The sequence below is a fragment of the Brevibacillus sp. AG162 genome, from assembly GCF_006715575.1.
GTDB classification, from domain to species: domain Bacteria; phylum Bacillota; class Bacilli; order Brevibacillales; family Brevibacillaceae; genus Brevibacillus; species Brevibacillus brevis.
Genome location: NZ_VFNO01000005.1, coordinates 135,914 through 160,232, shown reverse-complemented (window position 1 = coordinate 160,232; position 24,319 = coordinate 135,914). Strand labels below are relative to the sequence as shown.

Here is a 24,319-nt window from a genome sequence, read left to right as displayed (position 1 = left end):
GACAACCATTTCGTAAAAAGGGCATGGACTGCATAAAAAATGTGTTCCATAAACTTTGGGCAGCCACTGGCATATTTGTCCTAGAACCTCCGTATGAATAAGCAAAGAGGTGGAGAGTATGTCGATTTTGGTGACAGGCGCAGCTGGATTTATCGGTTTTCATGTAGCACGACGGCTATTGGAACAAGGACAGACGGTGTGGGGGGTAGATAATTGCAATGAGTATTACGACCCGGTCTTGAAGGGCAAACGACTGGAAATCCTCCAAGCGTACCCATCCTTTCGTTTTATCAAAGCGGATATTGCAGATCAGAGCAAAATGGACGAGTTGTTCAGCGAAATGAAGCCGGAGCTTGTCATTCACTTGGCCGCTCAAGCGGGCGTCAGGTACAGTCTGGAAAACCCCCATGCCTATACGACTTCCAATATCACCGGGTTTCTGCACATTTTGGAAGGATGCCGACGGTCGAGAGTCAGGCATTTGCTCTACGCATCCTCAAGCTCCGTCTACGGAGGGAATACAAAGCTGCCATTTGCGGAGTACGATCCCGTAGATGAGCCGGTCAGCTTGTACGCAGCAACGAAAAAAGCCAATGAACTGATGGCCTATACCTATAGTCATTTATACGGCTTGCCTGCGACGGGACTTCGCTTCTTTACGGTATATGGGCCTTGGGGACGACCCGATATGGCGCTCTATACGTTTACCAAGGCGATTTTGTCGGGAGAGCCTGTCCGCATTTTCAACTACGGCAACATGACGAGGGACTTCACGTATGTGGACGATATCGTCGAAGGGATGCTGCGACTGCTGAATCGAATCCCCCAAAGGGAGGGGGACAAGGCGCCGCATGCGGTCTTCAACATCGGGAATCACCAGCCGATCGATTTACTTACGTTTCTCTCGATATTGGAAGAGAAGCTGGGTAAAAAGGCTGTTCGCGACTATTTGCCCATTCAGCCGGGGGATGTTCCTGCTACCTATGCGTCAGTGGAAGCTTTGTATGAGGCGACAGGCTTTCGGCCGAAAACACCAGTCGATGTGGGGATTTCTCGCTTTGTAGACTGGTACGTCAGCTATTATGGTGTCGCGCATGCGTAAAAAAGTGGGAGTAGTAGGTCTTGGATATGTAGGACTGCCTGTCGCGATTGCTTTTGGCCAGGTGCTTCCAGTGGTGGGTTTTGACATAGACGAAAGACGCATACGCAGCCTAGAGAGCGGAATGGACGAAACAGGAGAGATGTCGACAGATGAGCTAAAGCGAGCCAACATCACGTATACGGATGACCCTTCAAGTCTCGCAGCGTGCGATTTTATCGTTATCACGGTACCCACTCCTGTCGATTCTGCGAAACGGCCCGATATGCGGGCACTCATTCTCGCGTCTGAAATCGTTGGGCAGCATCTGACTTCAGGGACTATCGTCGTCTATGAATCGACAGTTTATCCAGGGGCGACAGAAGAAATTTGTATTCCTGTATTGGAACAAGCGTCTGGGAAGCTCGCGGGGATTGATTTTTTTGTCGGCTACTCACCTGAACGAATTAATCCAGGGGATCGGGAACGGAGATTGTCCCAGATCGTCAAGGTCGTTTCAGGGCAAGATCGCCAGACGTGCGAAACGATTGCCGAGATGTACGGATTGATAGTAGAGGCAGGTATTCACAAAGCTCCCTCGATTCAGGTGGCTGAGGCTGCAAAGGTGATTGAGAACACGCAACGTGACATCAATATCGCCTTGATCAATGAGCTTTCGATTATTTTTGACCGCTTGGGCATCTCAACGTCAGATGTGCTCGAAGCAGCACGGACCAAATGGAATTTCCTCTCTTTCTCTCCAGGACTCGTCGGTGGTCATTGCATTGGTGTCGATCCGTACTATTTGACATACAAGGCGGAGAGTGTTGGTTATCATCCGCAGGTCATACTGGCTGGACGACGGATCAATGACGGAATGGGCAAGTTCGTCGCGACCTCACTCGTGAAGCAAATGATCTGGCAAAATATTGCGATACAAGGCTCCCGGATTACGATCATGGGCATCACCTTTAAAGAAAACGTGTCGGATATTCGCAATAGTCGGGTCATCGACATCATTCAGGAACTGAAGGAGTTCGGCGTAGAGGTCCAAGTGACGGATGATTTGGCTTGTCCGGAACGAACGAGAGAGGAATACGGCATTCAATTGCGAGAGTGGGAAGACCTGCAGCCCGCCCACGGAATCGTATTGGCCGTACCTCATGAGCGATATCTGCACCTGGGATGGGAGGAGCTTGCCGGACTCTTGTATCAGGGGCAAGGTGTCATCGCAGACGTGAAAAGCGTGCTCAATCGCGAAACATGCCCGGCAGAAATTAGGCTGTGGCGTTTATGATGACCATTTTTTGAATAACGATCACCTGGAGCGGATGAATATGAGCTACCGGAAGAGAAGATTCTGGTTAAGCTTATCGGACGCAGGAATTATCAGCTTGGCTGTCTGGTTGGCCTGCCTGGTTCGATTTGATTTTTCTTTCACAGAGATAAGCGGATATCAACCTGTGTATTTGATGATTGGCCACGTACTGTTTGTCGTGACAGGCATGCATTTTGCTCAACTCTATCGACCTGTTTTCCGCTATGTCAGTGTACGTGAACTGGTCTCGATCATTTTAGCCACGAGCTTTTCCGTTTTGGCACTCTACCTGGTACTGAAAATGACGTACCTGCTTGGCTGGTCCATTCGATTTCCTACCTCACTCTTTCTCATGACGCTAGCCTTTGTCTTGCTCGGGATCACAGGCTCCCGGTTTGTATGGAAGTGGTGGTATGAAGAACGGGAGAAAAGAACCCAGGATCGCAGGCGGACATTAATTATCGGGGCAGGTAGCGCAGGTGTGCTCGTAGCCAGAGAGATGAAAACCTCTCCTTTGTCGGAGCTGCGTCCAGTGGCCTTTATCGATGATGAGCCCAGCAAACAAAATTTGCGGGTGTACGGCCTGCCAGTTGTAGGGAATCGGGCTGACATCGCCCGCATCGTGCAACGACTTTCCATATTAGACATCGTGATTGCCATGCCATCCGCATCTCAGCAGACGATTAAGGAGATTTTCGACATTTGCAAAACGACGAGAGCGAGCGTCAAAATTTTGCCGCATGTAGCAGACATCATCAGCGGAAAAATCACGATGAACATGATTCGGGATGTAGCGTTGGAGGATTTATTGGGAAGGGAGCCTGTTCAGGTCAATCTGGAAGAGATTACGGGGTACTTGCGGCAGCAAGTCGTACTTGTGACAGGAGCGGGCGGCTCGATTGGGTCCGAGCTTTGCAGACAAATAGCTAGATTTGGTCCAAGGAAACTTCTTCTCTTGGGGAACGAAGAGAACGGCATTTTTGAAATGAGCCTGGAGCTCTCGCGTTTGTTTCCTGAGCAGGAGACAGTCAGCTTGATTGCAGATATTCGTGACAGACAAAGAATTGCTTCGATTATGCATGAGTATCGTCCCGCTGTTGTTTTTCATGCGGCAGCCCACAAGCATGTGCCGTTAATGGAGAGCAACCCGTGCGAGGCATTGAAGAATAACATTCTGGGTACGAAAAACGTGGCGGAATGCGCACTGGAAACCAGCGTCTCTCATTTCATCCTGATCTCGACGGACAAGGCAGTGAATCCAACCAGTGTGATGGGTGCCACGAAAAGGATCGCTGAGCTTCTGATCCAGGGTTACAACCATTTCGGACTTACCCGGTTTGCGGCAGTTCGTTTTGGAAATGTCCTGGGGAGCAGGGGGAGTGTCGTTCCTGTTTTTCTCAATCAAATACGGGCAGGTGGACCCATTACCATTACGCATCCAGATATGGAGAGATATTTTATGACCATTCCTGAGGCTGCCCAGCTTGTCATTCAGGCGGGAGCACTCGCCCAGGGAGGGGAGATATTTATTCTCGATATGGGGAAACCGGTCAAAATTGTCGATATGGCCCTCGACCTGATTCGCTTGGCAGGCTTGGAGCCCGGGAAGGATATTCCGGTTGTATTCACGGGAATTCGTTCGGGTGAGAAGCTGTACGAAGAAATTTTGACGGCAGAAGAAGGCTTGTCGTCTACTTGCCATAATCGCATCTTCATTGGGAAGCCGCTCGATTTTTCCTGGAATGAGCTCTTGGCAGGGATCGCCCGGTTGGAGCAAATTGCAGACAAGGGAGCGACGATAGAGGACAAACAATCTATTATCGAGATTTTGCAAGGGATCGTTCCTGGCTATCAATCCACTTCTTACGTGAAGGAAGAGTCTACGCCAGTCCCTTATCCAGTGGCGATCGGATGAGCGTCGGCAAATGGAAGGAAAAGATCGCCACGATAAAGTGGAAGAGGCTGCTTGCATGGGGAGGATTGATTTGTCTCATCAGCTTGAGTGGTTATGGTGTGTATGTCTATCTGTCGTTAAAAGAAACGGCCAGCAAAATGTACCTCCCTGTCCGCACGCAGAAATCTATCGAGATGCCTGTAGCGACTGAACCAGCATCAGTGAGGCAATCAACGACCATGAATTCCCAAGGAGCAGCTACACCGCCTGCGGCTGAAGTGGAGAACTCCGCTATTTTGCCCAAAGAACCGATCACCCTGCTGCTTCTTGGCGTTGATGAACGAGAAAATGACAAGGGGCGCTCGGATGTCATCCTCGTACTCTCCGTCAACCCGAAAACGAAATCAGCGTTGCTCATCAGCATACCGCGTGATACGCGAACAGCTATGGCTCACAAAGGTACTCAGGATAAGATCAATCACGCATACGCATTCGGCGGAGTGCAGCAGGCAGTAGACACCGTCGAACAGTTCCTCCAATTTCCCATTGATTACGTAGTGACCGCGAATATGGAAGGATTCGCAGGTGTGATCGATGCGCTGGGAGGAGTGGAAGTCAACAACAAGCTGGCCTTTACTTATGCGGATTACACCTTTCCAGTCGGTCCCATCCAGTTAGACGGGAAGCAAGCCTTGGTTTACGCTCGCATGCGCTACGAAGATCCGAGAGGCGACCTCGGACGTAACGAAAGACAGCAGGAAATCATTAAGGCATTGCTGGATAAAGGGGTGACCCTTGCGTCGCCTACCCGATTGAATGACGTCCTTGCGACGATGGAGAAATACGTGAAAACAAACATGACCTTTGATGTGATGAAACAGCTTGCCCTAAGCTACAGCACGGCAGTTACCTCCGTCGAGACGATTCGTTTGGAAGGAAAGGGTCAAATGATCAATGGAATCTACTACTATATCGTCAGCCCGCAAGAGCGTGAGAGGTTGACCGAGAGTCTTGCAACTTTTCAAAAACAAATCGAACCTCCCGTACAACTGCCGAAAGAAGGAAGTGACAGCATGGCGGGGCAAAGGGGGAAGCAGGATGAATGAGGAGCTTAATCTTCGTGAAATACTCCTGATGTTGTTGAAGCGATGGAAGCTGATCCTTTTGATTACCTCTTTGTGCACCATCGGAACAGCGCTCGTGAGCTTCTATTTACTGACACCGATTTATCAGGCAAAGACGGAAATATTAGTGAATCGCTCGCTGGATTCAACCGTAGAGAGCATGCTATCCGTCGCAGAAATTGATTCCAATCTGAAATTGATTGAAACCTATCGCGTCATTATTGAAAGTCCGCGGGTGATGGAACGCGTGCTCGATGTGCTCGGGGCTGGAACCACCATGGAGGATCTACTGCTTCAGACGAAGGTGGAGCCAGTCAAGGACTCGCAGGTCATTTCCATTACGGTGGAAGATCCGGATCAGGGCAGAGCAGTGCTCATCGCCAATACAATCGCGACGACCTTTCAGGAAGAAGTCGTCAAAATGCTCAGCATGAACAACGTGCATATTTTGGCGGAAGCGCGAAACAATCCGGCGGCAATCCCAGTGAGCCCAAAACCGATTCTCAATTCGGTGATCGCCTTTGTCCTCGGGTTGGCAACCTCTGTGGTCGTCGTCTTCTTGCTTGTGCAGATGGATACCCGACTTCAATCGGAAAAAGAAGTGGAGGAGTATTTAGGCTTACCTGTACTGGCAACCATTGCGGTGATCGACAAAAAAACGCGGAAGGCATTTCGCCAGCCAAAGGTGGAGGAAGTGAGGAATGAGTATGAGAAGGCAGAAGCCTGATGATCGTTATCAAAAGCTGATCGCCCATTGGGAACCGCTGTCACCGCTGGTCGAGGGCTACCGTACCCTTCGCTTAAACATTCAGTTTTCCATGGGCGACAAGCTGATGCAAACGATTTTAGTCACCAGTCCAGGGGCTTCTGAGGGAAAAACGATCACCGCTGCCAACCTGTCCTTGATGATGGCAAAGGATCATAAAAAAACGGTGCTGCTTGATTTTGACTTGCGCAATCCGCGGGTGCATTTCACCTTTGATATGCCGAATCTGTACGGGATCAGTTCTTACTTTTCCGATATGTGCCAGATTACCGATATTATTCAACCATCTGGCGTATCAGAACTGTCGATCATTACGGCAGGGCCGATCCAACATAATCCAGCGGAAATGCTCGGGACGCCACGGCTTTTGGAATTGATGGCATACCTGCGCCACAACTTTGATTTTGTGATTGTCGACAGCCCGCCATTAATCGTAAGCGACGCCATGGTGCTGGCAAGGGAAATGGACGGTTGTGTCATGGTGGTGGATGCAAGCAAGACGAAGCGGGATTCTGCTGTCAAAGCGGTAGAGCAGTTAAAAGCGGCAGGAGCTAACCTGCTCGGTGTTGTTCTCAACAACAAAAAGGTAGGGAAGAGAGAAGGCTACTACGGATATGGGTACAACGCATAGCAGAAAGCGGGGCGTTTGTAGGCATGCATGCCCTCAAATTAGCTTGGCAACGAGAATGGAGCCGTCTCAATAAAGATCGCGATGTTCACGAAGTGATTCGCGGCTCGGCCTTCACGTTTTTGTTTCGGCTCCTTGGCTTCGTGCTGCTCTATCTCTTGCAGTTCTATATTGCCAGAGAGTATGGAGCCAAGAGCCTGGGCATCTATTCGCTTACGATCACCCTGATGAACATCGGAATGGTGCTGGCCGTATTGGGGACGGATACAGCCATGATCCGCTTTCTCTCGGAGTTTCGCGCGAAAGGCTCGCTTTATCAAATTTCCGAAGTATTCAACAAAGTAGTGCTGTGGACGACGCTGATTTCGATTGTGCTCGGGGTACTTTTGCATGTGTTCTCGGAGCAGGTGTCCGCCTACGTATTTGCAGGGGAGCTGCCCGCAGAGGCATTGCGAGTCGTCGCGTGGATGCTTCCGTTTGTGTCACTCGCCAGACTGTATGCATCTGCGTTTCGGGCACTTCATCGAGTTGTCATCTCGATCACTGTCGATATCGTCGGTATGCGTTTTCTGCACTTGGCGTTTCTTATCAGCGTGATACCTTTTTTCGAACCTAGCACGATGCTCTTGATTCAATTGCTCGCGGCTGCTGTTATCTTGAATGCCGTCTATGGGATGGGGCAGTGGTATGCGACCAGCCGAGGATTCCGTAACGGGGTACAGCCGACTACGGGAGAGCCTGGCGTTGGGATGAGGGAAATTATTGCAGTCGCACTGCCCATGTATCTCAGTGCGTCGATGGAATTGATTATGACGTGGACAGATATGATCATGCTGGGCATTTTTACGGATGCAAAAACCGTCGGCGTATACAGTGTGGTCATTCGTCTGGCAATGGTGACGGGCTTTGCGCTGATTTCCATCAATACGATCCTCTCTCCCAAGTTCTCTGAGCTGTACGCACGTAAGGATATGGACGGCTTGAAAAAGATGATTGCGTTCGCTAATCGGCTCATCTTCTTCACCTCTGCTCCTCTTAATCTGCTAGTAGCGATATTTGCCGTTCCGTTGCTCACTTTTTTTGGCGAAGAGTTTGCGAGTGAGAGCCTCGTCCTTGTGATTCTGTGCATGGGGCAGTTTGTCAATTTTTGCACAGGCAGCGTCATCCCCTTATTGACGATGACCGGGCATCAAAAGACGGCCCGCAATATTCTTGTCTGTTCAGCTGCACTAAACATAATCGGAAACGCTTGTCTCATTCCGCTGTATGGAATTATCGGGGCCGCCATTGCTACTTCGATCAGCCTGATCTGTCGAGATCTTTGTGCTTCGTATTGGGCATCCAAATATTTTGGCTTTCGCACGTGGTACATCCCGTTTTTATCCGAAAAATATTCCGTCTCGATTTCGAAGACGAGGTCATGAAGAAGGTGTCATACCGTGAAGGATGAGCTGTATCCGTCTATGTTTTGGGATAGTGAAGAGACACGCCATTGCCGTGTGCAGGTGCAGAAGCCGTGGAGCAAGGAGGAATTTTGGTCGTACTACTTCACACGTCGCATCTCCATCTACATGAGCTTATTGCTGACCCGAAAAACACAAATATCCCCCAACGCGATTACAATCGGGGGGATTGTCGCCGGACTCCTTAGCGCAGCAGCATTTATGTACGGAACAGCGGCATCCTTTCTGCTCGGCTGCTTCTTCTGTCAGGTGTGCTACTTGGCGGATTGCGTCGACGGGGAAGTAGCCCGCATGCGCAACCAGAAGAGCAAGGGAGGAGAATGGCTGGACATCGGGCTCAACTATGCACTCTACCTGGTGTCATTCGGTGTGATATACGGCATCACGAATTATCACGCGATGTTGGGTCCGTGGCTGCTCTATTTGATCCTGCTCACGATTTTTGCAGAGATTTTGGCGACCAATGGCTCCGATCTCGTATTTAGCCAGGCGAAAATCTCTCACGAAACAGTTTCCATGAGAAAGCGCAGCAAATGGATCGATGCTTTTGTCTTCCTTTTTCTTACCCAAACAGGCTATCAGTTGGGCGTGCTGGTTACCGCATTTCTGTGGGCACTCAGCGGTCAGATGCTATTTTTGCTCCTATGGACCTTCTACCACCTGTTCGTCGGGCTGGCCAGATCGATGTACAAGCTGAAGCTGAACATCAAATACGTCATGCCATCTCAGAAAGAAGGAGGGGAGTCGGATGAAGGCACTGCTCATGGCGGCAGGTCTCGGGTCACGAATCAACGAGCAAATTGACGGCATTCCCAAGTGTACAGTGGATATCGGGAACCATGCGCTCATTGAAAATACGATAGCGGAACTGAAGCGCCACGGAATTGATGAGATCGCGTTGGTGGTGGGCTATCAAGCCAACGTGATTACCGAGTTGCTCAGAGATGAATCGATTCGTTTTTATCACAATCCTTTTTATGATCGGACGAATAGTATGGTGTCCCTCTGGTTCGCCCGCGCGTTTTTGCAAGGAAGCGACTGCTTGCTGTTGAACGCCGACGTTTACTTTGAATCAAAGGTACTGGAAGTCGTTTTGCAAGAGACTGCATGTCCCGTCATGTTTGCAGATCCAGTCCGTCGCTATGAGGGAGATTATAAATTTGGCTATGAAAACGGACTGTTGCTCCGCCATGGAAAGGAGCTTTCATTGGAAGAGACAACTGGCGAATACGTTGGAATTGCCAAACTTCAAGAGAGCTTTCTGCCGATATTTTTGCGTCGATTGCAAAGGTTAATTCAGGAGAAGCAGTATGATTTGTGGTGGGAAAACGTCCTCTATTCTTTTATGGGCGAAAGGAATGTGTATGTCGCACAAATACCACCGGGATTGTTTTGGGCAGAGGTTGATACGTGGGAGGATTATCGGCGAATCCTGCAATTCACCAACCATCTGGCGCACAGGTAAATGATGGTCAAGGAGAAGCTCTCACCGGACAAGGTCCTTCTTTTGCTATATGTGGTACTTAAGCCCTTCTACTTCTTCCCAAGTGGCAATCCGCAAATCGCCGATTTTATTATGCTCATCTTGATCGCCTACAGCTTCTTGTTTCGCCTGGGTCGGGTCAACCGCAGACTCGGACTATTTCTCTTCCTTACTCTTCTGTTTTTGTACGACATTATGATGGTGAATGGCATATGGACGATTGCACTTGGCGGGGAAATGGATGTATTCAGCTCGACCAAGTGGTATTTGTACAACGGAGCCGTGATGCTTGCCCTGGTTATTTTGTTCAGGGGCAGCCCTCAAGAGTACGTCAAATGGGTCTTCTTGGCTACGTCCGCTTCCTTGCTCGTTCAGGCATTCATTCTCGTGTCAGGACTGTCACCGGATAGTGATGAGTTCAGGCAATCCTTGTTCTTCAACAATCCAAACCAGCTCGGCTATTTTGGGCTTTTGTGCATGGGGATATGCCTGCTGTGTGCTCGCTTCGTATCTGTGAAGACCATCCCCCTCTTTATTGCGATCGGAACGGCGTTTAGCATCATTGCAGCGTCCTTGTCGAAAGCAGCGATTATTAGTGCCGCAGGGATGTACCTCGCTTTTTTGCTCCTCTCCATCAAAGAAAGAACGGGCCTGTTTTGGATGAATCTGCTTTGTGTGCTCGTCTCGTCCTTCACTGTCTTCTTCATCTATTTGTACACCAACGAAAACGTACTGAGCGACGCATCTATTTACACACAAATCGAAGAACGGATGGTATCACTCGGGGAAGATTCGGATGACAATTTGGCAGCGCGGGGCTATGACCGGATTGCCAACCATCCGGAGTACATTTTGTTTGGAGCAGGGGAAGGGATGTACGAGCGATTTAATAGCAGCATTTCATTGGAACTCCATTCTACCTTAGCCAATCTGTTCTTCTCCTACGGTGTAATGGGCACGGTGTTGTTCATTCTCGTGATGTATGGGGCGGTCCGTGGGCATCGATTGGTTGCTTGGTATCCACTTGTCTTCCAAATTTTGTACGGACTCACTCATAACGGAATTCGCGAAACGTTTTTCTGGATCATGCTCGCGCTGTATTTCGTGACAGCCGAAATCAATACGCGTCAGATCAAAAATGGCGGTGATCTGCTTGAAAAAAATCTTGCAAGTATGCGCAATTGACCGCTCTGTAGAAAGCTTGCTGTTTCCCTTGATTGAAAAGCTGATGGGTGAAGGCTACGAGGTGCATACCGCGTGTTCGGATACGGGGCGCTTTGATGTGCTGACTGCAAAGGGATTAACGCTCAGAAGTATCCCCATTAAGCGAAAGATCGACCCGATTTCCAATTTGGTCACAGTTGGGGCATTGTATCGGCTGATGAAAAGGGAGAAGTATGAAATCGTGCATGTCCATACACCGATTGCGGCTGTTCTCGGACGCGTAGCAGCAAGGTTGGCAGGAGTGCCGCATGTCATTTACACAGCGCATGGCTATTTCTTTCATGAAGGAATGAGCAAAAGGACCTATCAGATGTACTACACGCTGGAAAAATGGTTTGCCCGGCATATGACTGATTATCTTTTACTTCAGAGTCGAGAGGATTACGAGTTGAGCGTGAAGGATGGCTTCTCCTCTCAGGCGGAGCGGATTATGCACATTGGCAATGGCGTTGATCTCACAGAGCGCTTTCACCCGCGACTCGTAACGAGAGAACAGGTCCAGTCTATCAAGGCCTCACTAGGGCTGCGTGATGATCATGTGGTGATCACCTATGTAGGACGCATGGTTTCGGAGAAAGGAATTTTTGAGCTGTTGGAAGCCTTTCGCAAGCTGGCGGGTGAATATTCGCGTCTGCGCCTCTTATTGGTGGGGGACGTGTCTTCCAGTGAACGCGATCAGCGAGGGCAGGACTTCGTGGAGCTTTGCCGACAGCATCCGCAAATCATTTTGGCCGGATTCCGCACAGACATCCCAGAGCTGATGGCTACAAGCGATATATTTGTTCTTCCCTCTCATCGCGAAGGGCTGCCTCGTTCCATCATTGAGGCGATGGCGATGGCGAAACCGATCGTCGCCACAAATATCCGTGGATGTCGGGAAGAAGTCAGGGACGGTGTCAACGGATTTTTAGTAGAACCAAAACAAGTATGTCCCTTGTATGCAGCCTTAAAAAAGCTCGTAGTCGATTCCAGACTCAGAGAAGCATTCGGGCAGAATAGCCGCAGCATCGCGCTTGAGCACTTCGATGAGCGAACGGTCCTTGCGAAACAGGCGGCGTTATTTGCCAAACTGACTGGTCAGGCGCGAGAAGAAAGAGAGCAAGAGAAAGGAGGCAGCGGAGAAGATTGGACAAGACGGGAGCATTCGTCATTTCCCTAGATTTTGAACTTTACTGGGGCGTCCGAGACAAGAGAACCATTCAGTCCTATGAGCAAAATTTGTTAGGCGTTCGTCAAGTGATCCCCGCACTTTTGGAGCTGTTTGCCAAGTATGAAATGCATGTCACCTGGGCTACTGTCGGTTTTTTGTTTTGCGAGACGCGCAAGGAGCTGGCAGGCGTTATCCCACGGCATCTCCCGGCGTATTCCGATGGGAAGCTGTCACCCTACCCTTATTTAGACACAGATGCGATCGGAGAGCATGAGCAGGTCGACCCGTATCACTTCGCTCCTTCCTTGATCAAGCTGATTTCCTCTTACCCGCATCAATTCATCGGAAGCCACACCCTTTCCCACTACTATTGTCTAGAGCCGGGGCAGACTCCCGAAGCTTTTGCTGCTGATCTAGATTCTTTTCAAAAAGTGACCCGGAAAAAAGGATACGCACCTTCCAGCATCGTTTTTCCGCGAAATCAGGTGCAGCCAGCCTATTTATCGTTGTGCAAAAAAAGGGGGTTTCGCTCCTATCGCGGCAACGAGCGGTCTTGGATGTATCACACAAAAGGTACTGCTGAAGAGACATTGTTCAAACGAGCCATGCGACTGATGGATGCGTATGTGAATCTCTCCGGCCATAACAACTATGAATCATTGAAGCGCAGTCCAGAGGGACTGGTCGATGTTCCATCCAGCCGGTTTTTACGCCCATATCATCCGCGGCTTGAGAGGTTGGAAAAATGGCGCATGAAGAGAATCAAATGCGACCTGACTCATACGGCAAAGCACAATCGCTTGTACCATCTGTGGTGGCATCCGGAGAATTTTGGGGATCACATCGAAGAGAATCTGTCCTTTTTGGAGGAAATACTCCAGCATTACTCCATGTTGCGCAAGAGGTACGGCATGCAAAGCCTCAGCATGGAGGAAGCGGCAGCGAAGTGGAGTCAACAGGAGGTGCGGCATGAAGTCCTTGTTTGATCGTTGCGTTTCCTTCCTGACGCTCGTCATTCTGTCCCCACTGATTTTGCTAGTGAGTCTGCTCATTCGCTGGAAGCTGGGGTCTCCGGTTTTGTTTGTACAAGAGCGACCAGGTCTGCACGGAAAACCATTTTTCATCTATAAATTTCGTACGATGACCGATGAACGTGACGAGAGTGGAGAGCTTCTTTCTGACGAGCAGCGGCTAGGATCATTCGGAACGCTTTTGCGCAAGTATAGCTTGGATGAACTGCCGCAATTATGGAATGTGCTTCGTGGCGAAATGAGCCTCGTAGGGCCGAGACCACTGCTGATGGAGTACCTGCCCTTATACACGCCGCGGCAGTTGAAGCGACACGACGTGAAGCCGGGGATTACAGGTTGGGCGCAGGTCAATGGGAGAAATGCGATTGACTGGGAGCAAAAGTTCGAGCTGGACGTCTGGTATGTAGAAAATGGCAGCTTTTTTCTGGATATGCGGATTATCGGTCTGACAATCAAGCGCGTTTTTCAATCGACAGGCGTAAATCAGCAGGGCAGCGTCACGGTAGAAGACTTCAGAGGGAGTGGAAACACAGAGCGCGCTGGGAGGGAAGCAGGTGAGCCTGATCGTACTGTCGGAACAGGATGATTGGACCGAATATTTGCGACGTTTTTTACATTTGGACGTTTCCTACACGAAAGAATACGTACAGCTGTACGCCAAAATGGAGCAGGGCACGCCAGAAGCTGTTTTTTTCAAAAGTGGGGAGAACGAGGTTTTCTACCCGTATTTGGTCAGATGTCTGGATGGGGTGGTACCTGGTTATGCTGATTTGGTTTCGATTGGATACGGAGGGCCATTCGTCGTGGGGGGACAGACGGCTGCTCGATTGTTCCAGGAGCAATTCCACGTCTACTGTCGGTACAAAAACTACCTGACGGAAACGGTTCGCTTTCATCCGTTGCTGGGAAATGCGGAGCTGTTCGCGAGTCAAATGCGACTGGATCTGGTGAGGATGGTAACAGCGGTCGATTTGCGCCCCACACTTGCCTACATTCGTGCCCGCTATACGCAAAACGTCGGACGAAATATGAGGAAGGCCGCGGCAAACGACGTCCGGGTTACATTGGGCGGAACCGATTGGCTTCCTTCTTTTATCCAGCTGCATCGGGAGACGATGGACCGCAATCAAGCCGCGGCGCACTACTACTATGCACCGGAATTTTTTGGGGGACTCATGAAAAAAACAGTGTTGTGCAAGCCGCGGCTCCTGCTTGCCATGCATGAGGATCGGCCGGTGGCGGGCGTGCTTTTGCTCAGTGGAAATCAATTCGCCCATTATCAGCTAGGGGCATCCCATACGGAAGACATGGCGCTTGGCGTCAATCACCTCCTCTTCGACGCCATGATCCAACAGGCAAAGCTGGATGGAGCGCAGCTGCTTCTTCTCGGAGGAGGAAATCTGGATGGAGATGGCTTGTTCCGTTTCAAGTCCTCGTTTGCAAATGGCAATCATTTTCCTTACTGGATGGGCAAGAAAGTTCACGATGAGGAAGTGTATTTGGCTTTGTGCCAAAAATTACAGGTCGATCAGGCTGGTGAGTTTTTTCCTGCCTATCGCAATGGGGGGGCGTCGAATTGAGTGCGCAGCAGCGGATCTTTTTATCACCACCACATATGGGAGAGGATGAGCGGGACTTGGTGGCAGACGCCTTTGCCTCCAATTGGATCGCACCGTTGGGGGAACACGTCGATGCTTTTGAGCGAGAGATTGCCCAGTATGTGGGCGTAAAAGCTGCCTTGGCTGTATCCTCTGGTACGGCTGCGATCCATCTCGGGCTGAGGCTAGCAGGTGTTGCTCCGGGTGATATGGTGTTCTGTTCCAGCCTCACCTTCGTCGCCAGTGCCAATCCGATTCTGTACCAGGGAGCAACTCCGGTATTTATTGATTCCGAGGAAGAGTCTTGGAATATGTCGTCGCAGGCATTAGAGCGAGCCCTGCGGGAAGCGGCAGCAGCGGACAAGTTGCCCAAGGCGGTCGTCATTGTTAATTTATATGGGCAGAGCGCAGATATGGGGCCATTGATAGCGCTTTGTGAGCAGTATGGGGTGCGAGTGGTTGAAGATGCAGCAGAATCGTTAGGGGCTGTATACAAGGGGAGAATGAGCGGTGCCTTTGGTCATGTTGGGACCTTTTCATTTAATGGCAATAAAATCATGACGACCTCAGGTGGTGGAATGCTTGTCTCCGATGACGTGGAGGCGATCGAAAAGGCGCGCTTCTGGTCGACGCAGGCGAAGGAGCCAGCCAGGCATTACCAGCATGAAGAGCTGGGCTACAACTATCGGTTGAGCAACGTACTGGCGGCAATTGGCCGGGGGCAGCTGCGCGTCTTGGAGGAGCGAATCGAGGCAAGGCGAGGGATTTACAAGCGTTATGAACAAGCCCTCGGACAATTGCCTGGTATTTCGTTCATGCCAGAGCCGAAAACAGGGCGATCCACGCGATGGCTGACGGTGATGACACTGAATCCAGCGGACACTACACTCTCTGCTGCACAACTGATTGATGCGCTGGGCAAAGAAAATATCGAAGCCCGTCCCGTGTGGAAGCCGATGCATCTGCAACCGTTGTTCGCGCAGTGCCAATACTATCCGCACCAACCTGATGAGAGTATCTCAGATCGGCTATTTGCCCAAGGTGTTTGCTTGCCGTCCGGTTCCAGCTTGACCGCTGAACAGCAGGAGCGAGTCATCGGTGTTATTACGAACTGCCTCCTGAACCAGAAACAGGGGGTGCGCCATGTATAGTTATGAACAGTTAGAAAAATGGCGCAGTCTATGCTCTTCTTCTTTTTACGTGTTGGACACAGTGAAGCTCTCCGAGAACTATCGTCGTTTTCAACGGGCTTTTACTCGACGTTATGAGCATGTAGTCGTCGCGTATTCGTATAAGACCAATTATTTGCCGTTTTTATGTCAAAAGCTGCATCAGTTAGGGGCGCATGCAGAAGTCGTTTCTCGACTGGAGTACGAATTGGCACGGAAGCTCGGTGTTGATCCTGCGTCCATCATTTTTAACGGCCCGCTTAAAACGGAAGCGGACATTCACCTGGCCTTGGAGCAGGGGAGCCTGATCAATCTGGATTCTTTCTCGGAAATACCTTGGGTGGTGACCTATGCCAAGGAGTATCCCGAGCAGACGTTTCGGATTGGGCTGCGGATTAATGTGGATTTGGCCAGGGGTGGAGTGAGTCCTCTGCAAAATGGGTACGAGGTCAGCCGATTTGGCTTTTGCGTCGAAAACGGCAATTTGGAAAAAGCCCTGAGCCTGTTGGCTGTCGCCCCAAATGTGCATGTAGTCGGGTTGCATGGACACTTTTCCACCAATCGCAGTGTGGGTGTATATCGCCAAATTACGCGCCATCTATGCCGTTTAGGGAAGCAGCTTCTGGGCGAGCGGCTTGCTTTTATCGATATTGGAGGCGGATTCTATGGCGAGCTCCCAACCTCGTTCGGGATGACGGCTGCACCAACCTTTGAGGAGTACGCCGAAGCGATTACGTCTGTTGTGAAGGAGGAGCTGGCAGAGCTGGATTATGCACCGCTGCTGATTCTGGAGCCAGGTATTTCACTCGTGGCAGATGCCCTTGATTTCGTTTGCCAAGTCATCGATGTAAAAGAAAACAGAGGAGAGCGGTTTGTTCTCGTAGATGGAAGCATTCACAATGTCAAGCCAACGATGCACGCGCACTCTTTGCCAGCCCGACATGTGTGCAACCGCAAGCCCGTTCCTGAAGCGAGCTATCATGTCGTCGGGTATACGTGCATGGAAAAAGATTATTTGCTTCAAGGCTACACGGGGCCACTGCCTGATATCGGGGATTATTTTGTCTTTGGACACGTGGGAGCGTATACGCTCGTCTTTAATCCACCATTTATTCGGGAGAGGCCGCCGGTTCTCGCCATCGACGGAAATGAAGCGATCATTGTCAGAGGAAAAGAGACTCTCCAACAATTCATTCCCGATTCCGTTTATCGTTTTCACGTTGACAAGCAGGGGGTCGTGAACTGAATGAACGTACTTGTGACCAGTGTAGGCAGACGAGTCAAGCTGCTCCACTATTTTGTGCGCGAATGGGGTGACACTGGCAAAATCATAGCCGTCGACTGCGATCCGACGGCCCCGGCCCTGTGCGCTGCCCATCATCACGAGCAGGTGCCGCGTATCGATGATCCTGGGTATCTCGATGCCCTGCTGCGCATTTGCCAGCGGTACGAGATTAAGGCAATCCTTTCTTTAATAGACCCTGAGCTGACTCTGTTGGCTGCGCATGCAGATCGTTTCTACATGCAGGGCATCGAGGTGATCGTGTCCAGTCGAGATATAATCGAGATGTGCTTGGATAAGATGGCAACGCATGATTTTTTGTCCGCGTACCAGTTTCCCGCCATTCCCACTTTTACAAAAATGGACGAGGTACAAGCAGCGCTTTTGGCAGGGCAGATTACGTATCCATTGATCGTCAAGCCGCGGTATGGAAGTGCGAGTTTAGGCATCACACGTGTGGAGAATGAGCAAGAATGGTCTGTGCTCATGGAAAAAACGGAAGATGTCGTCATTCAACCGTTCTTACAGGCAGAGGAGTACGGAGTGGATGCCTATGTGGATCTGATCTCGGGGGAGCTGGTGACACTTTTCGCCCGCAAAAAGCTGCGAATGAGGGCAGGGGAGACGGATCGCTCCCTCGCGGTAAAAGATCCGCGTTTGCTATCACTGGCAAAGGAACTCATTCGTGTCCTAGAGCCGCGTGGGCCAATTGACATCGATTGTTTTTTGGTGGGAGATCAGTACGTTGTGTCGGAGATCAATCCCCGTTTTGGCGGCGGGTATCCGCATGCTCACGAATGTGGCGTGAACATCGTGCGGGCGCTTCTCCAAAACGTAAAGGGTCTGGTGAATGTGCCAAAAGTAGGGGAGTACCAGGAAGGAAGCATCATGATGAAATATGATGAGGTCATGCTGCTGGAGTAAACGCAAAAATATCTGTAAGGAGCGGGGGATGGGCAGGACGCAAAAGCGAGACATAGACTGCGTACCTGCCCCCTGAGACTCCCGTTCCCGTAGTGTAAGGTGCCTGTATTTGCTGAAATGTGCTATAATCGTACTTGGGTGTCCATCGTGATACCTACTTTATCAAAAAGCAGGAGTGTTACAGACCATGATCATCCAGTTCATTCGTTATCGGTAATGTGAGGTACAGATCAACGTAATCCCGCATTTTTTAAAAATGCTTGGGGTTTATTTGACTGTGCCTTTTTTCATTCACCGAAATACGAATGAATGGGGTGCTTTTTTTGTTTTCTACAGCTATCTCCCAGCATGCTGGGATTTTTCGTTGTCCGATCTGCCAGGCGGCTATGCACAATGTACCTGCGACCAGCTTGGTATGCAACAATCATCATTGCTTTGATTTATCCAAGCACGGCTACGTTCACTTGGCTGCGCGAACCTACAAAACAAAGTATGACAAGCAAATGTTCGCAGCGAGAAGGGCGGTAGGGGAGCAAGGTTTTTTTGATCCATTGTATGACGTGTTGAGCGAGGTCATCCTGCATACGACAGAACCCAAGGAAAGCCAAATGTACGTACTGGATGCAGGATGTGGCGAAGGCTATCATCTGACGCAGGTTCGACAGAGAGTGATGCAAACAAGTGAAGTCCCATTTGTCGGAGTGGGTGTCGATCTTGCCAAAGAGGGAGTTATGCTCGCGGCGAAGAGCGATCCAGAAGTCGTTTGGTGCGTTGGCGATTTGACCAAGGCGCCGTTTGCCGACAGACAGTTTTCATACATTCTCAATCTGTTATCTCCATCCAATACGGATGAGTTTCATAGACTCCTGGCTGATGATGGACGAATGATCAAAGTCATTCCCGAGGCCAACTATTTGCGAGAGCTACGAGAAGTCTTGTATCAAGAGACACCAAAAACACAATATGCGAATCATCGAACGATCGAGCACTTCAAAGCCAGCTTTGAGCTAATCGGCAAGGAGCGGGTTCAGTATCAGTTCCGACTGGATGAAGGGAGTCTGTCTTCTCTGCTCCAGATGACTCCGTTAGCATGGGGCGCGGCACCTGAGCAGTTGGAGCGGGTGTCTGACTTGGCAGGAGTGGATATGACGATTGACTTGGTTGTGCTGATTGGCAAGAAATAAAGTAGCGACTGTTCTGAGCGGGAAAAATCCGTTCAGGATGGTCGTTTTCTTATTTTTACATGGTCTATGTTTGACATCGTCCTGTATTTTTTTGAAAATGAGTATGAATAGTCAGAAAATTTTGAGGGGATAGTATGGGGCAGGATCAGCATGAGGCTTCCTTTATGCGTGTCAAACCTTTTCTTGCGGATATCAAAAAACACTGCTTATCCCTCGCAAAAAACGACTGGGATGCGCAGGACCTTCTGCAAGAAACATTGACGAAGGTGTATCGTTTCTTGCAGAAGGCTCCAGACAGAGAACTGACCAAGGCATTTTTAAGGCAAATTGCCACGAATGCTTGGATCGACCATTGCCGGAAAGTAAAGGCGAATGAGCTTCCCGCCCTGTTTGATGAAGCGATACATCTGCATCAGTTCACTGTATCCGATGCGTTTGTGCAGAGAGAGGTGTTTGAGCAACTGGCTGATCGTCTAAATGCCAGACAAATGGTGTTGATTCTCATGATGGACATTTTTTCATTTACGGCGCAGGAAACAGCCACATTGCTGCATACGACAGTAGGGGCTGTGAAGGAAGGTGTGAAGAGAGCACGTCAGCGATTGTTCATGTTGGCTGAGCAGTCCAGACAGGATGACAGCCAGTCCAGCCAAAAGAGAATCGACAAAGCTGGCCGTCGTGATTCGTCTGGGTTTGTATCAAAGGAAGGGTTCGAGCAATTTTTGGCTGCTTTTCGCGCGGGGGATGCCTATGCGATTTGTGAAACGTACCTGCGTCTCGCTGAACAGGGCGTGAGTGTGGAAAAGGTCTCGGTGGCAGGCGATCGCCTTTTCTTTGCTGTTCGTGACCCGGATGGGCATTTGCTGCATTTTTTTCAGAAGTGGTAGAGGTACCCGTTTCTTTTTGTTCTTTTCTTTCGTTCATGAGGGTGAAACTACATATTTGAAATAAAGGAGCGAACACAAATGAGTATTCATGTACGTAATTTTGCGGTTGTACAGCTGCCTGTCAAAAACTTGGAGGTATCCATAAAGTGGTACCGCGATGTGCTCGGCATACCGTTTAGTTTCGAATTTTCACCTGGAGACAATGAGGCTTGGTTGAACGTAGGCGGAGTAGGTCTCGGGCTCATTCGTTGCCCTGAAGTTCCGCGATTGGACTTTACCGATATGGCAGGACAAGCCCAGCCAATCATCTCCTTGCAGGTAGACCAAATCCATGAGGTTTATGAGGAGCTGAAAAGCAAAGGAATCGAAGTAAGTGAAATGACGTATAAGCGAGGAGGAGGATATAGCTTTAGTTTTCGTGATCCTGACGGGCATTTGAACCACTTATGGGGTGGATGGCCTTCTGCTGAGGAGGAAGAGAGAAACGCATAGAGTTCTTCTAGGGCCAAAGATGCCACCTGTGAGAGTTATGCAGGTGGTTATTTTTTTCAACGGGGCCGCAGTGGAGAGAAGAATATTTCCAGTCTACGCTCCGGGCTACGTCCTGCTAGGAAGTATAGACTGTCCGCTCCGCAGCGATTTGCGGGGAAACGCAAAAGTGGTAGCCGCTTCGTCGCATGGGCACGTTGCGTTTCTTTGGCCCGCAAATCCCTGCGCAGCTGGGCTGGACTGGACTTCGAAAGTCGCTAGGACTGGAAATATTCTTCTCTGGCGTGGCTAATTATTTGTACTCAATCTTTCAAAGCCTATCAGAAAAGCAGCTGCTCGCAAGGAAACAGGAGAAATAAGCGAAGATCTTTGGGGCACCAACCGAGGCGCAATGGAAAAAGCGAAACACGCCTTTAAGCGTCCACCTCTGAGAAGCATCCTTGAGGTTCTACTTTGGACGCGGTTTTGCTTTTTTCATGGAGCCGTGCAGTCAATCCCCCTAGCAGGTGACCCAAGAAGCTGGAGCGTTTTCTCCTGTTTCCTCCCACCACAGCAGTTGGAGCGCAGATTTCATAAGTGGCCGCAGTGGAGAGAAGAATATTTCCAGTCTACGCTCCGGGCTACGTCCTGCTAGGAAGTGGAGACTGTCCGCTCCGCGGTGATCTGCGGGGAAACGCAAAAGTGGTAGCCGCTTCGTCGCAAGGGCACGTTGCGTTTCTTTTGCCCGCAAATCCCCGCGCAGCTGGGCTGGACTTCGAAAGTCGCTAGGACTGGAAATATTCTTCTCTGGGGTGGCTTGTCGATCATTCTCAATCTTTAAAAGCCACTTGAAATTCCATCCGCTCGCAAGGAAACAGGAGAAATAAGCGAAGATCTTTGGGGCACCAACCGAGGCGCAATGGAAAAAGCGAAACACGCCTTTAAGCGTCCACCTCTGAGAAGCATCCTTGAGGTTCTACTTTGGACGCGGTTTTGCTTTTTCCATGGAGCCGTGCAGTCAATCCCCCTAGCTGGTGACCCAAGAAGCTGGAGCGTTTTCTCCTGTTTCCTCCCACCACTGTAGCTGGAATAACAAGTGTCAAAATAAGACTGAAAGTATCAATTTGATACAATTTAATCTCATTATGATACGATTACCACCGAAATAATGAGCCATCCAAACCTCACATCGTTGGCACGATCCTTGCTTTATCAAAGTGATGAAACCACCCGAGGAGGAACCCATCTATGGAGAAACGACCACCTATCTACGTTGTGAAAAATCAGAGGAAAATTAGCGGGAGTTCTCGCATTCCTATCTATTTGACCGCAAAAGAAACCCGTTTTGCCAAAGCTTTTCACCAATCCCTCGCAAGCTACGAGCCGACTCCCCTCGTTACATTGCCTGCACTGGCACGTGAGTTGGGAGTAGGACAGGTCCTTGTAAAAGATGAATCCAAGCGATTTGGCCTCAATGCCTTCAAGGTTCTGGGAGCTTCTTACGCGATGGCTCGTTTCTTGTGCGAGAAGCTGGGGAAATCGACAGAAGAGATGACCTTTGAAGCATTGTGCTCCCAAGAGATGAGAGAGCGAATCGGAGAAGTCACCTTCGTGACAGCGACAGATGGCAATCACGGACGGGCAGTTGCATGGGCTGCGAAGGCACTCGGACAGCATGCTGTCGTTTATTTGCCCAAAGGCTCCGCCCAGCAACGAGTAGATGCGATACGAGAGGCCGGCGCACAAGCCCACGTCATCAATGGAAACTACGATGAAGCCGTGCGTCTTTCTGAACAAATGGCCAAAGAACGTGGTTGGCAAGTGATTCAAGATACGGCATGGGAAGGCTACACGACCATTCCCACGTGGATCATGCAGGGCTATACGACGATGGCAGCCGAGGCCATGGAACAACTCTCAGCTCTCACCGACGCCAAACAGCCGACGCATCTATTCTTGCAGGCAGGTGTCGGTTCAATGGCCGCCGCAGTCTTGGGACATTTCGTTGCAGCGCAAGCAAACAAAGACCTAACGACCGTGATCGTCGAGCCGCATAGCGCCAATTGCATGGTCCTCTCAGCCGAAGAGAACGACGGACAACCACATGCAGCTACGGGAGAGCTAGGAACCATCATGGCAGGTCTGGCGTGCGGCGAGCCGAATCCGATGGCATGGGAGATCTTGCGGGAGCATGCAGACTTCTTCGTCAGCTGTGCTGATTACGTGGCGGCAAACGGCATGCGTATACTTGCGTCACCGACTGGAGATGACCCTTCCATTGTGAGCGGGGAAAGTGGAGCAGTCGGGGCAGGGCTTCTCGCTGCCTTGATGAGCAAGCCAATGTATCGTCAACAGCGTGAACAGCTCGGCCTGAATGAAAATTCGGTTGTTCTGTGCTTTAGTACGGAAGGTGACACGGATCGGAATATCTACAGACGCATCATCTGGGAAGGCGCATGCCGAGAAGAGGGGGATATGACAAAATGAACGTGGCGATTAATCGAGATGAGTTAATTTCATTGGTACAGGATTTGATTCGGATTGATTCGGTGAACCCGTACCTGGATGAGGATGGACCAGGCGAAAAAGCGATCGCCGTTTTTATTCGAGAGCGTTTGGAGGCGGCAGGACTGGAGGTTCATGTTACGCCTATTAACGACACAGCGGTCAATGTCGTCGGGATTCTACGGGGAACAGGCGGCGGCAAATCCTTGATGCTCAATGGACATATGGATACGGTAAGCGCCAAGCGCATGGAGATTCCGCCGTTTGAGCCAACCCTTGCGGACAACAAAATTTACGGCAGAGGCAGTCAGGACATGAAGGGCAGTCTGGGGGCCATGATCGCCGCAGTAGAGGCGATCGCACAAGCAAAGGTTCCGTTGGCAGGAGATGTCATTTTGACTTTTGTCGCTGACGAGGAATATAAAAGCATCGGCACGGAGGAGTTGGTAAAGGCTTACAAAGCAGATGCGGCGATATGCTGTGAGCCTTCCGATCTGGCGATTGGCGTCGTTCACAGAGGATTTGCCTGGGTCAAATGTGAGGTGCTGGGCAAGGCAGCCCACGGAAGTCGTCCAGCAGAAGGGATTGATGCAATCGTTCGGGCGGGCAGGGTCCTGCAAGAGCTCGAGCGTCTCTCAGACAGATTGGCTCAAGGTGCGGCTCATCCGATACTCGGTGCGGCATCTGTCCATGCTTCACTCATTCAGGGCGGGACGGAGCTGTCCACCTACCCAGACTATTGCCGCATCGACTGGGAGAGAAGGACGTTGCCGGGCGAGACAGAGGCAGACGTGGCAAATGAAATAGATGCATTACTACAGAAGCTGCGCGCTGAAGATGAGACGTTCCAAGCAAGTGCCGAGCTGTCATTTTTGCGGGAGCCGTTTGAAGTTGCGCTGGATGAACCTGTTTATATAGCTCTTCAGGCCGCGTGTAAGAGTGTGATGGGAAAAACACCCGAAGTATGCGGATTCTCGGGGTGGACGGATGCGGCATTATTGCAGGAGGCAGGAATTCCTACTGTCTTGTTTGGACCAGTGGGAGCCGGTCTGCATTCGGCAGTCGAATATGTAGAGGTGGATAGCTTGGTAGACATGAGTGCCATCTTGGTGGAGACGATTTGCGATTTTTGCCGGTAAAAAA

General features: G+C 50.4%; 22 protein-coding genes. All 22 read left to right on the top strand.

Annotated elements, in window-relative coordinates:
• Positions 1-118: 118 nt before the first annotated feature.
• The 22 genes from FB479_RS17005 to FB479_RS16895 all read left to right on the top strand — a co-directional run bounded on the left by FB479_RS17005 (position 119) and on the right by FB479_RS16895 (position 24,315).
• Positions 119-1,102 (top strand): NAD-dependent epimerase, encoded by a 984-nt coding sequence (locus FB479_RS17005; RefSeq protein WP_142066084.1) that lies wholly within the window; start codon positions 119-121, stop codon positions 1,100-1,102.
• Positions 1,095-2,375: a nucleotide sugar dehydrogenase gene (locus tag FB479_RS17000; protein WP_255438431.1), complete on the top strand. Its 1,281-nt coding sequence runs from the start codon at positions 1,095-1,097 to the stop codon at positions 2,373-2,375. Before FB479_RS17005 ends, FB479_RS17000 begins: the two co-directional genes overlap by 8 nt.
• 40 nt (positions 2,376-2,415) lie before the next feature.
• A complete protein-coding gene (locus FB479_RS16995; RefSeq protein WP_142066082.1) occupies positions 2,416-4,311 on the top strand; it encodes a polysaccharide biosynthesis protein in 1,896 nt (631 codons plus the stop codon).
• The gene (locus FB479_RS16990; RefSeq protein WP_142066081.1) at positions 4,308-5,396 is read left to right on the top strand and encodes an LCP family glycopolymer transferase; all 1,089 of its coding nucleotides are present in this window, start codon (positions 4,308-4,310) and stop codon (positions 5,394-5,396) included. Before FB479_RS16995 ends, FB479_RS16990 begins: the two co-directional genes overlap by 4 nt.
• Positions 5,389-6,141, top strand: coding sequence for a YveK family protein (locus FB479_RS16985; protein ID WP_106654494.1), 753 nt, complete (start codon positions 5,389-5,391; stop codon positions 6,139-6,141). The genes FB479_RS16990 and FB479_RS16985 overlap by 8 nt, the downstream gene beginning before the upstream one ends.
• Entirely contained in the window at positions 6,116-6,811 is a 696-nt protein-coding gene (locus FB479_RS16980; protein WP_106654495.1) for a CpsD/CapB family tyrosine-protein kinase, read from the top strand. The genes FB479_RS16985 and FB479_RS16980 overlap by 26 nt, the downstream gene beginning before the upstream one ends.
• Before the next feature lie 23 nt (positions 6,812-6,834).
• Positions 6,835-8,232, top strand: coding sequence for a flippase (locus FB479_RS16975; protein WP_142066080.1), 1,398 nt, complete (start codon positions 6,835-6,837; stop codon positions 8,230-8,232).
• 15 nt (positions 8,233-8,247) lie between these two features.
• On the top strand, positions 8,248-9,075 hold the full coding sequence (locus FB479_RS16970; RefSeq protein WP_142066079.1) for a CDP-alcohol phosphatidyltransferase family protein: 828 nt from the start codon (positions 8,248-8,250) through the stop codon (positions 9,073-9,075).
• Entirely contained in the window at positions 9,020-9,736 is a 717-nt protein-coding gene (locus tag FB479_RS16965; protein ID WP_142066078.1) for a phosphocholine cytidylyltransferase family protein, read from the top strand. Before FB479_RS16970 ends, FB479_RS16965 begins: the two co-directional genes overlap by 56 nt.
• Positions 9,737-10,939, top strand: coding sequence for a ligase (locus FB479_RS16960; protein WP_142066077.1), 1,203 nt, complete (start codon positions 9,737-9,739; stop codon positions 10,937-10,939).
• On the top strand, positions 10,908-12,137 hold the full coding sequence (locus FB479_RS16955; RefSeq protein ID WP_142066076.1) for a glycosyltransferase family 4 protein: 1,230 nt from the start codon (positions 10,908-10,910) through the stop codon (positions 12,135-12,137). Before FB479_RS16960 ends, FB479_RS16955 begins: the two co-directional genes overlap by 32 nt.
• On the top strand, positions 12,104-13,114 hold the full coding sequence (locus tag FB479_RS16950; RefSeq protein WP_106654501.1) for a polysaccharide deacetylase family protein: 1,011 nt from the start codon (positions 12,104-12,106) through the stop codon (positions 13,112-13,114). Before FB479_RS16955 ends, FB479_RS16950 begins: the two co-directional genes overlap by 34 nt.
• Positions 13,098-13,745 (top strand): sugar transferase, encoded by a 648-nt coding sequence (locus FB479_RS16945; protein WP_142066075.1) that lies wholly within the window; start codon positions 13,098-13,100, stop codon positions 13,743-13,745. Before FB479_RS16950 ends, FB479_RS16945 begins: the two co-directional genes overlap by 17 nt.
• On the top strand, positions 13,714-14,739 hold the full coding sequence (locus FB479_RS16940) for a GNAT family N-acetyltransferase (RefSeq protein ID WP_142066074.1): 1,026 nt from the start codon (positions 13,714-13,716) through the stop codon (positions 14,737-14,739). Before FB479_RS16945 ends, FB479_RS16940 begins: the two co-directional genes overlap by 32 nt.
• A complete protein-coding gene (locus tag FB479_RS16935) occupies positions 14,736-15,908 on the top strand; it encodes a DegT/DnrJ/EryC1/StrS family aminotransferase (RefSeq protein WP_142066073.1) in 1,173 nt (390 codons plus the stop codon). The genes FB479_RS16940 and FB479_RS16935 overlap by 4 nt, the downstream gene beginning before the upstream one ends.
• Positions 15,901-17,172 carry a type III PLP-dependent enzyme domain-containing protein gene (locus FB479_RS16930; RefSeq protein ID WP_106654505.1) on the top strand — a complete coding sequence of 424 codons (1,272 nt, stop codon included), beginning with the start codon at positions 15,901-15,903 and terminating at the stop codon, positions 17,170-17,172. Before FB479_RS16935 ends, FB479_RS16930 begins: the two co-directional genes overlap by 8 nt.
• Positions 17,173-18,132 carry an ATP-grasp domain-containing protein gene (locus tag FB479_RS16925; RefSeq protein WP_142066072.1) on the top strand — a complete coding sequence of 320 codons (960 nt, stop codon included), beginning with the start codon at positions 17,173-17,175 and terminating at the stop codon, positions 18,130-18,132.
• A gap of 314 nt (positions 18,133-18,446) precedes the next feature.
• Positions 18,447-19,316, top strand: a complete 870-nt coding sequence (locus tag FB479_RS16920) for a putative RNA methyltransferase (RefSeq protein WP_142066071.1) — start codon at positions 18,447-18,449, stop codon at positions 19,314-19,316.
• Positions 19,317-19,480: 164 nt separating this feature from the next.
• Entirely contained in the window at positions 19,481-20,203 is a 723-nt protein-coding gene (locus FB479_RS16915; RefSeq protein WP_255438430.1) for a sigma-70 family RNA polymerase sigma factor, read from the top strand.
• 78 nt (positions 20,204-20,281) lie between these two features.
• On the top strand, positions 20,282-20,695 hold the full coding sequence (locus FB479_RS16910; RefSeq protein ID WP_106654509.1) for a VOC family protein: 414 nt from the start codon (positions 20,282-20,284) through the stop codon (positions 20,693-20,695).
• Between the two features lie 1,224 nt (positions 20,696-21,919).
• On the top strand, positions 21,920-23,158 hold the full coding sequence (gene dpaL / locus FB479_RS16900) for a diaminopropionate ammonia-lyase (RefSeq protein WP_142066068.1): 1,239 nt from the start codon (positions 21,920-21,922) through the stop codon (positions 23,156-23,158).
• Positions 23,155-24,315 carry an ArgE/DapE family deacylase gene (locus FB479_RS16895; RefSeq protein ID WP_142066067.1) on the top strand — a complete coding sequence of 387 codons (1,161 nt, stop codon included), beginning with the start codon at positions 23,155-23,157 and terminating at the stop codon, positions 24,313-24,315. The genes dpaL and FB479_RS16895 overlap by 4 nt, the downstream gene beginning before the upstream one ends.
• The last annotated feature ends 4 nt before the right edge of the window (positions 24,316-24,319 follow it).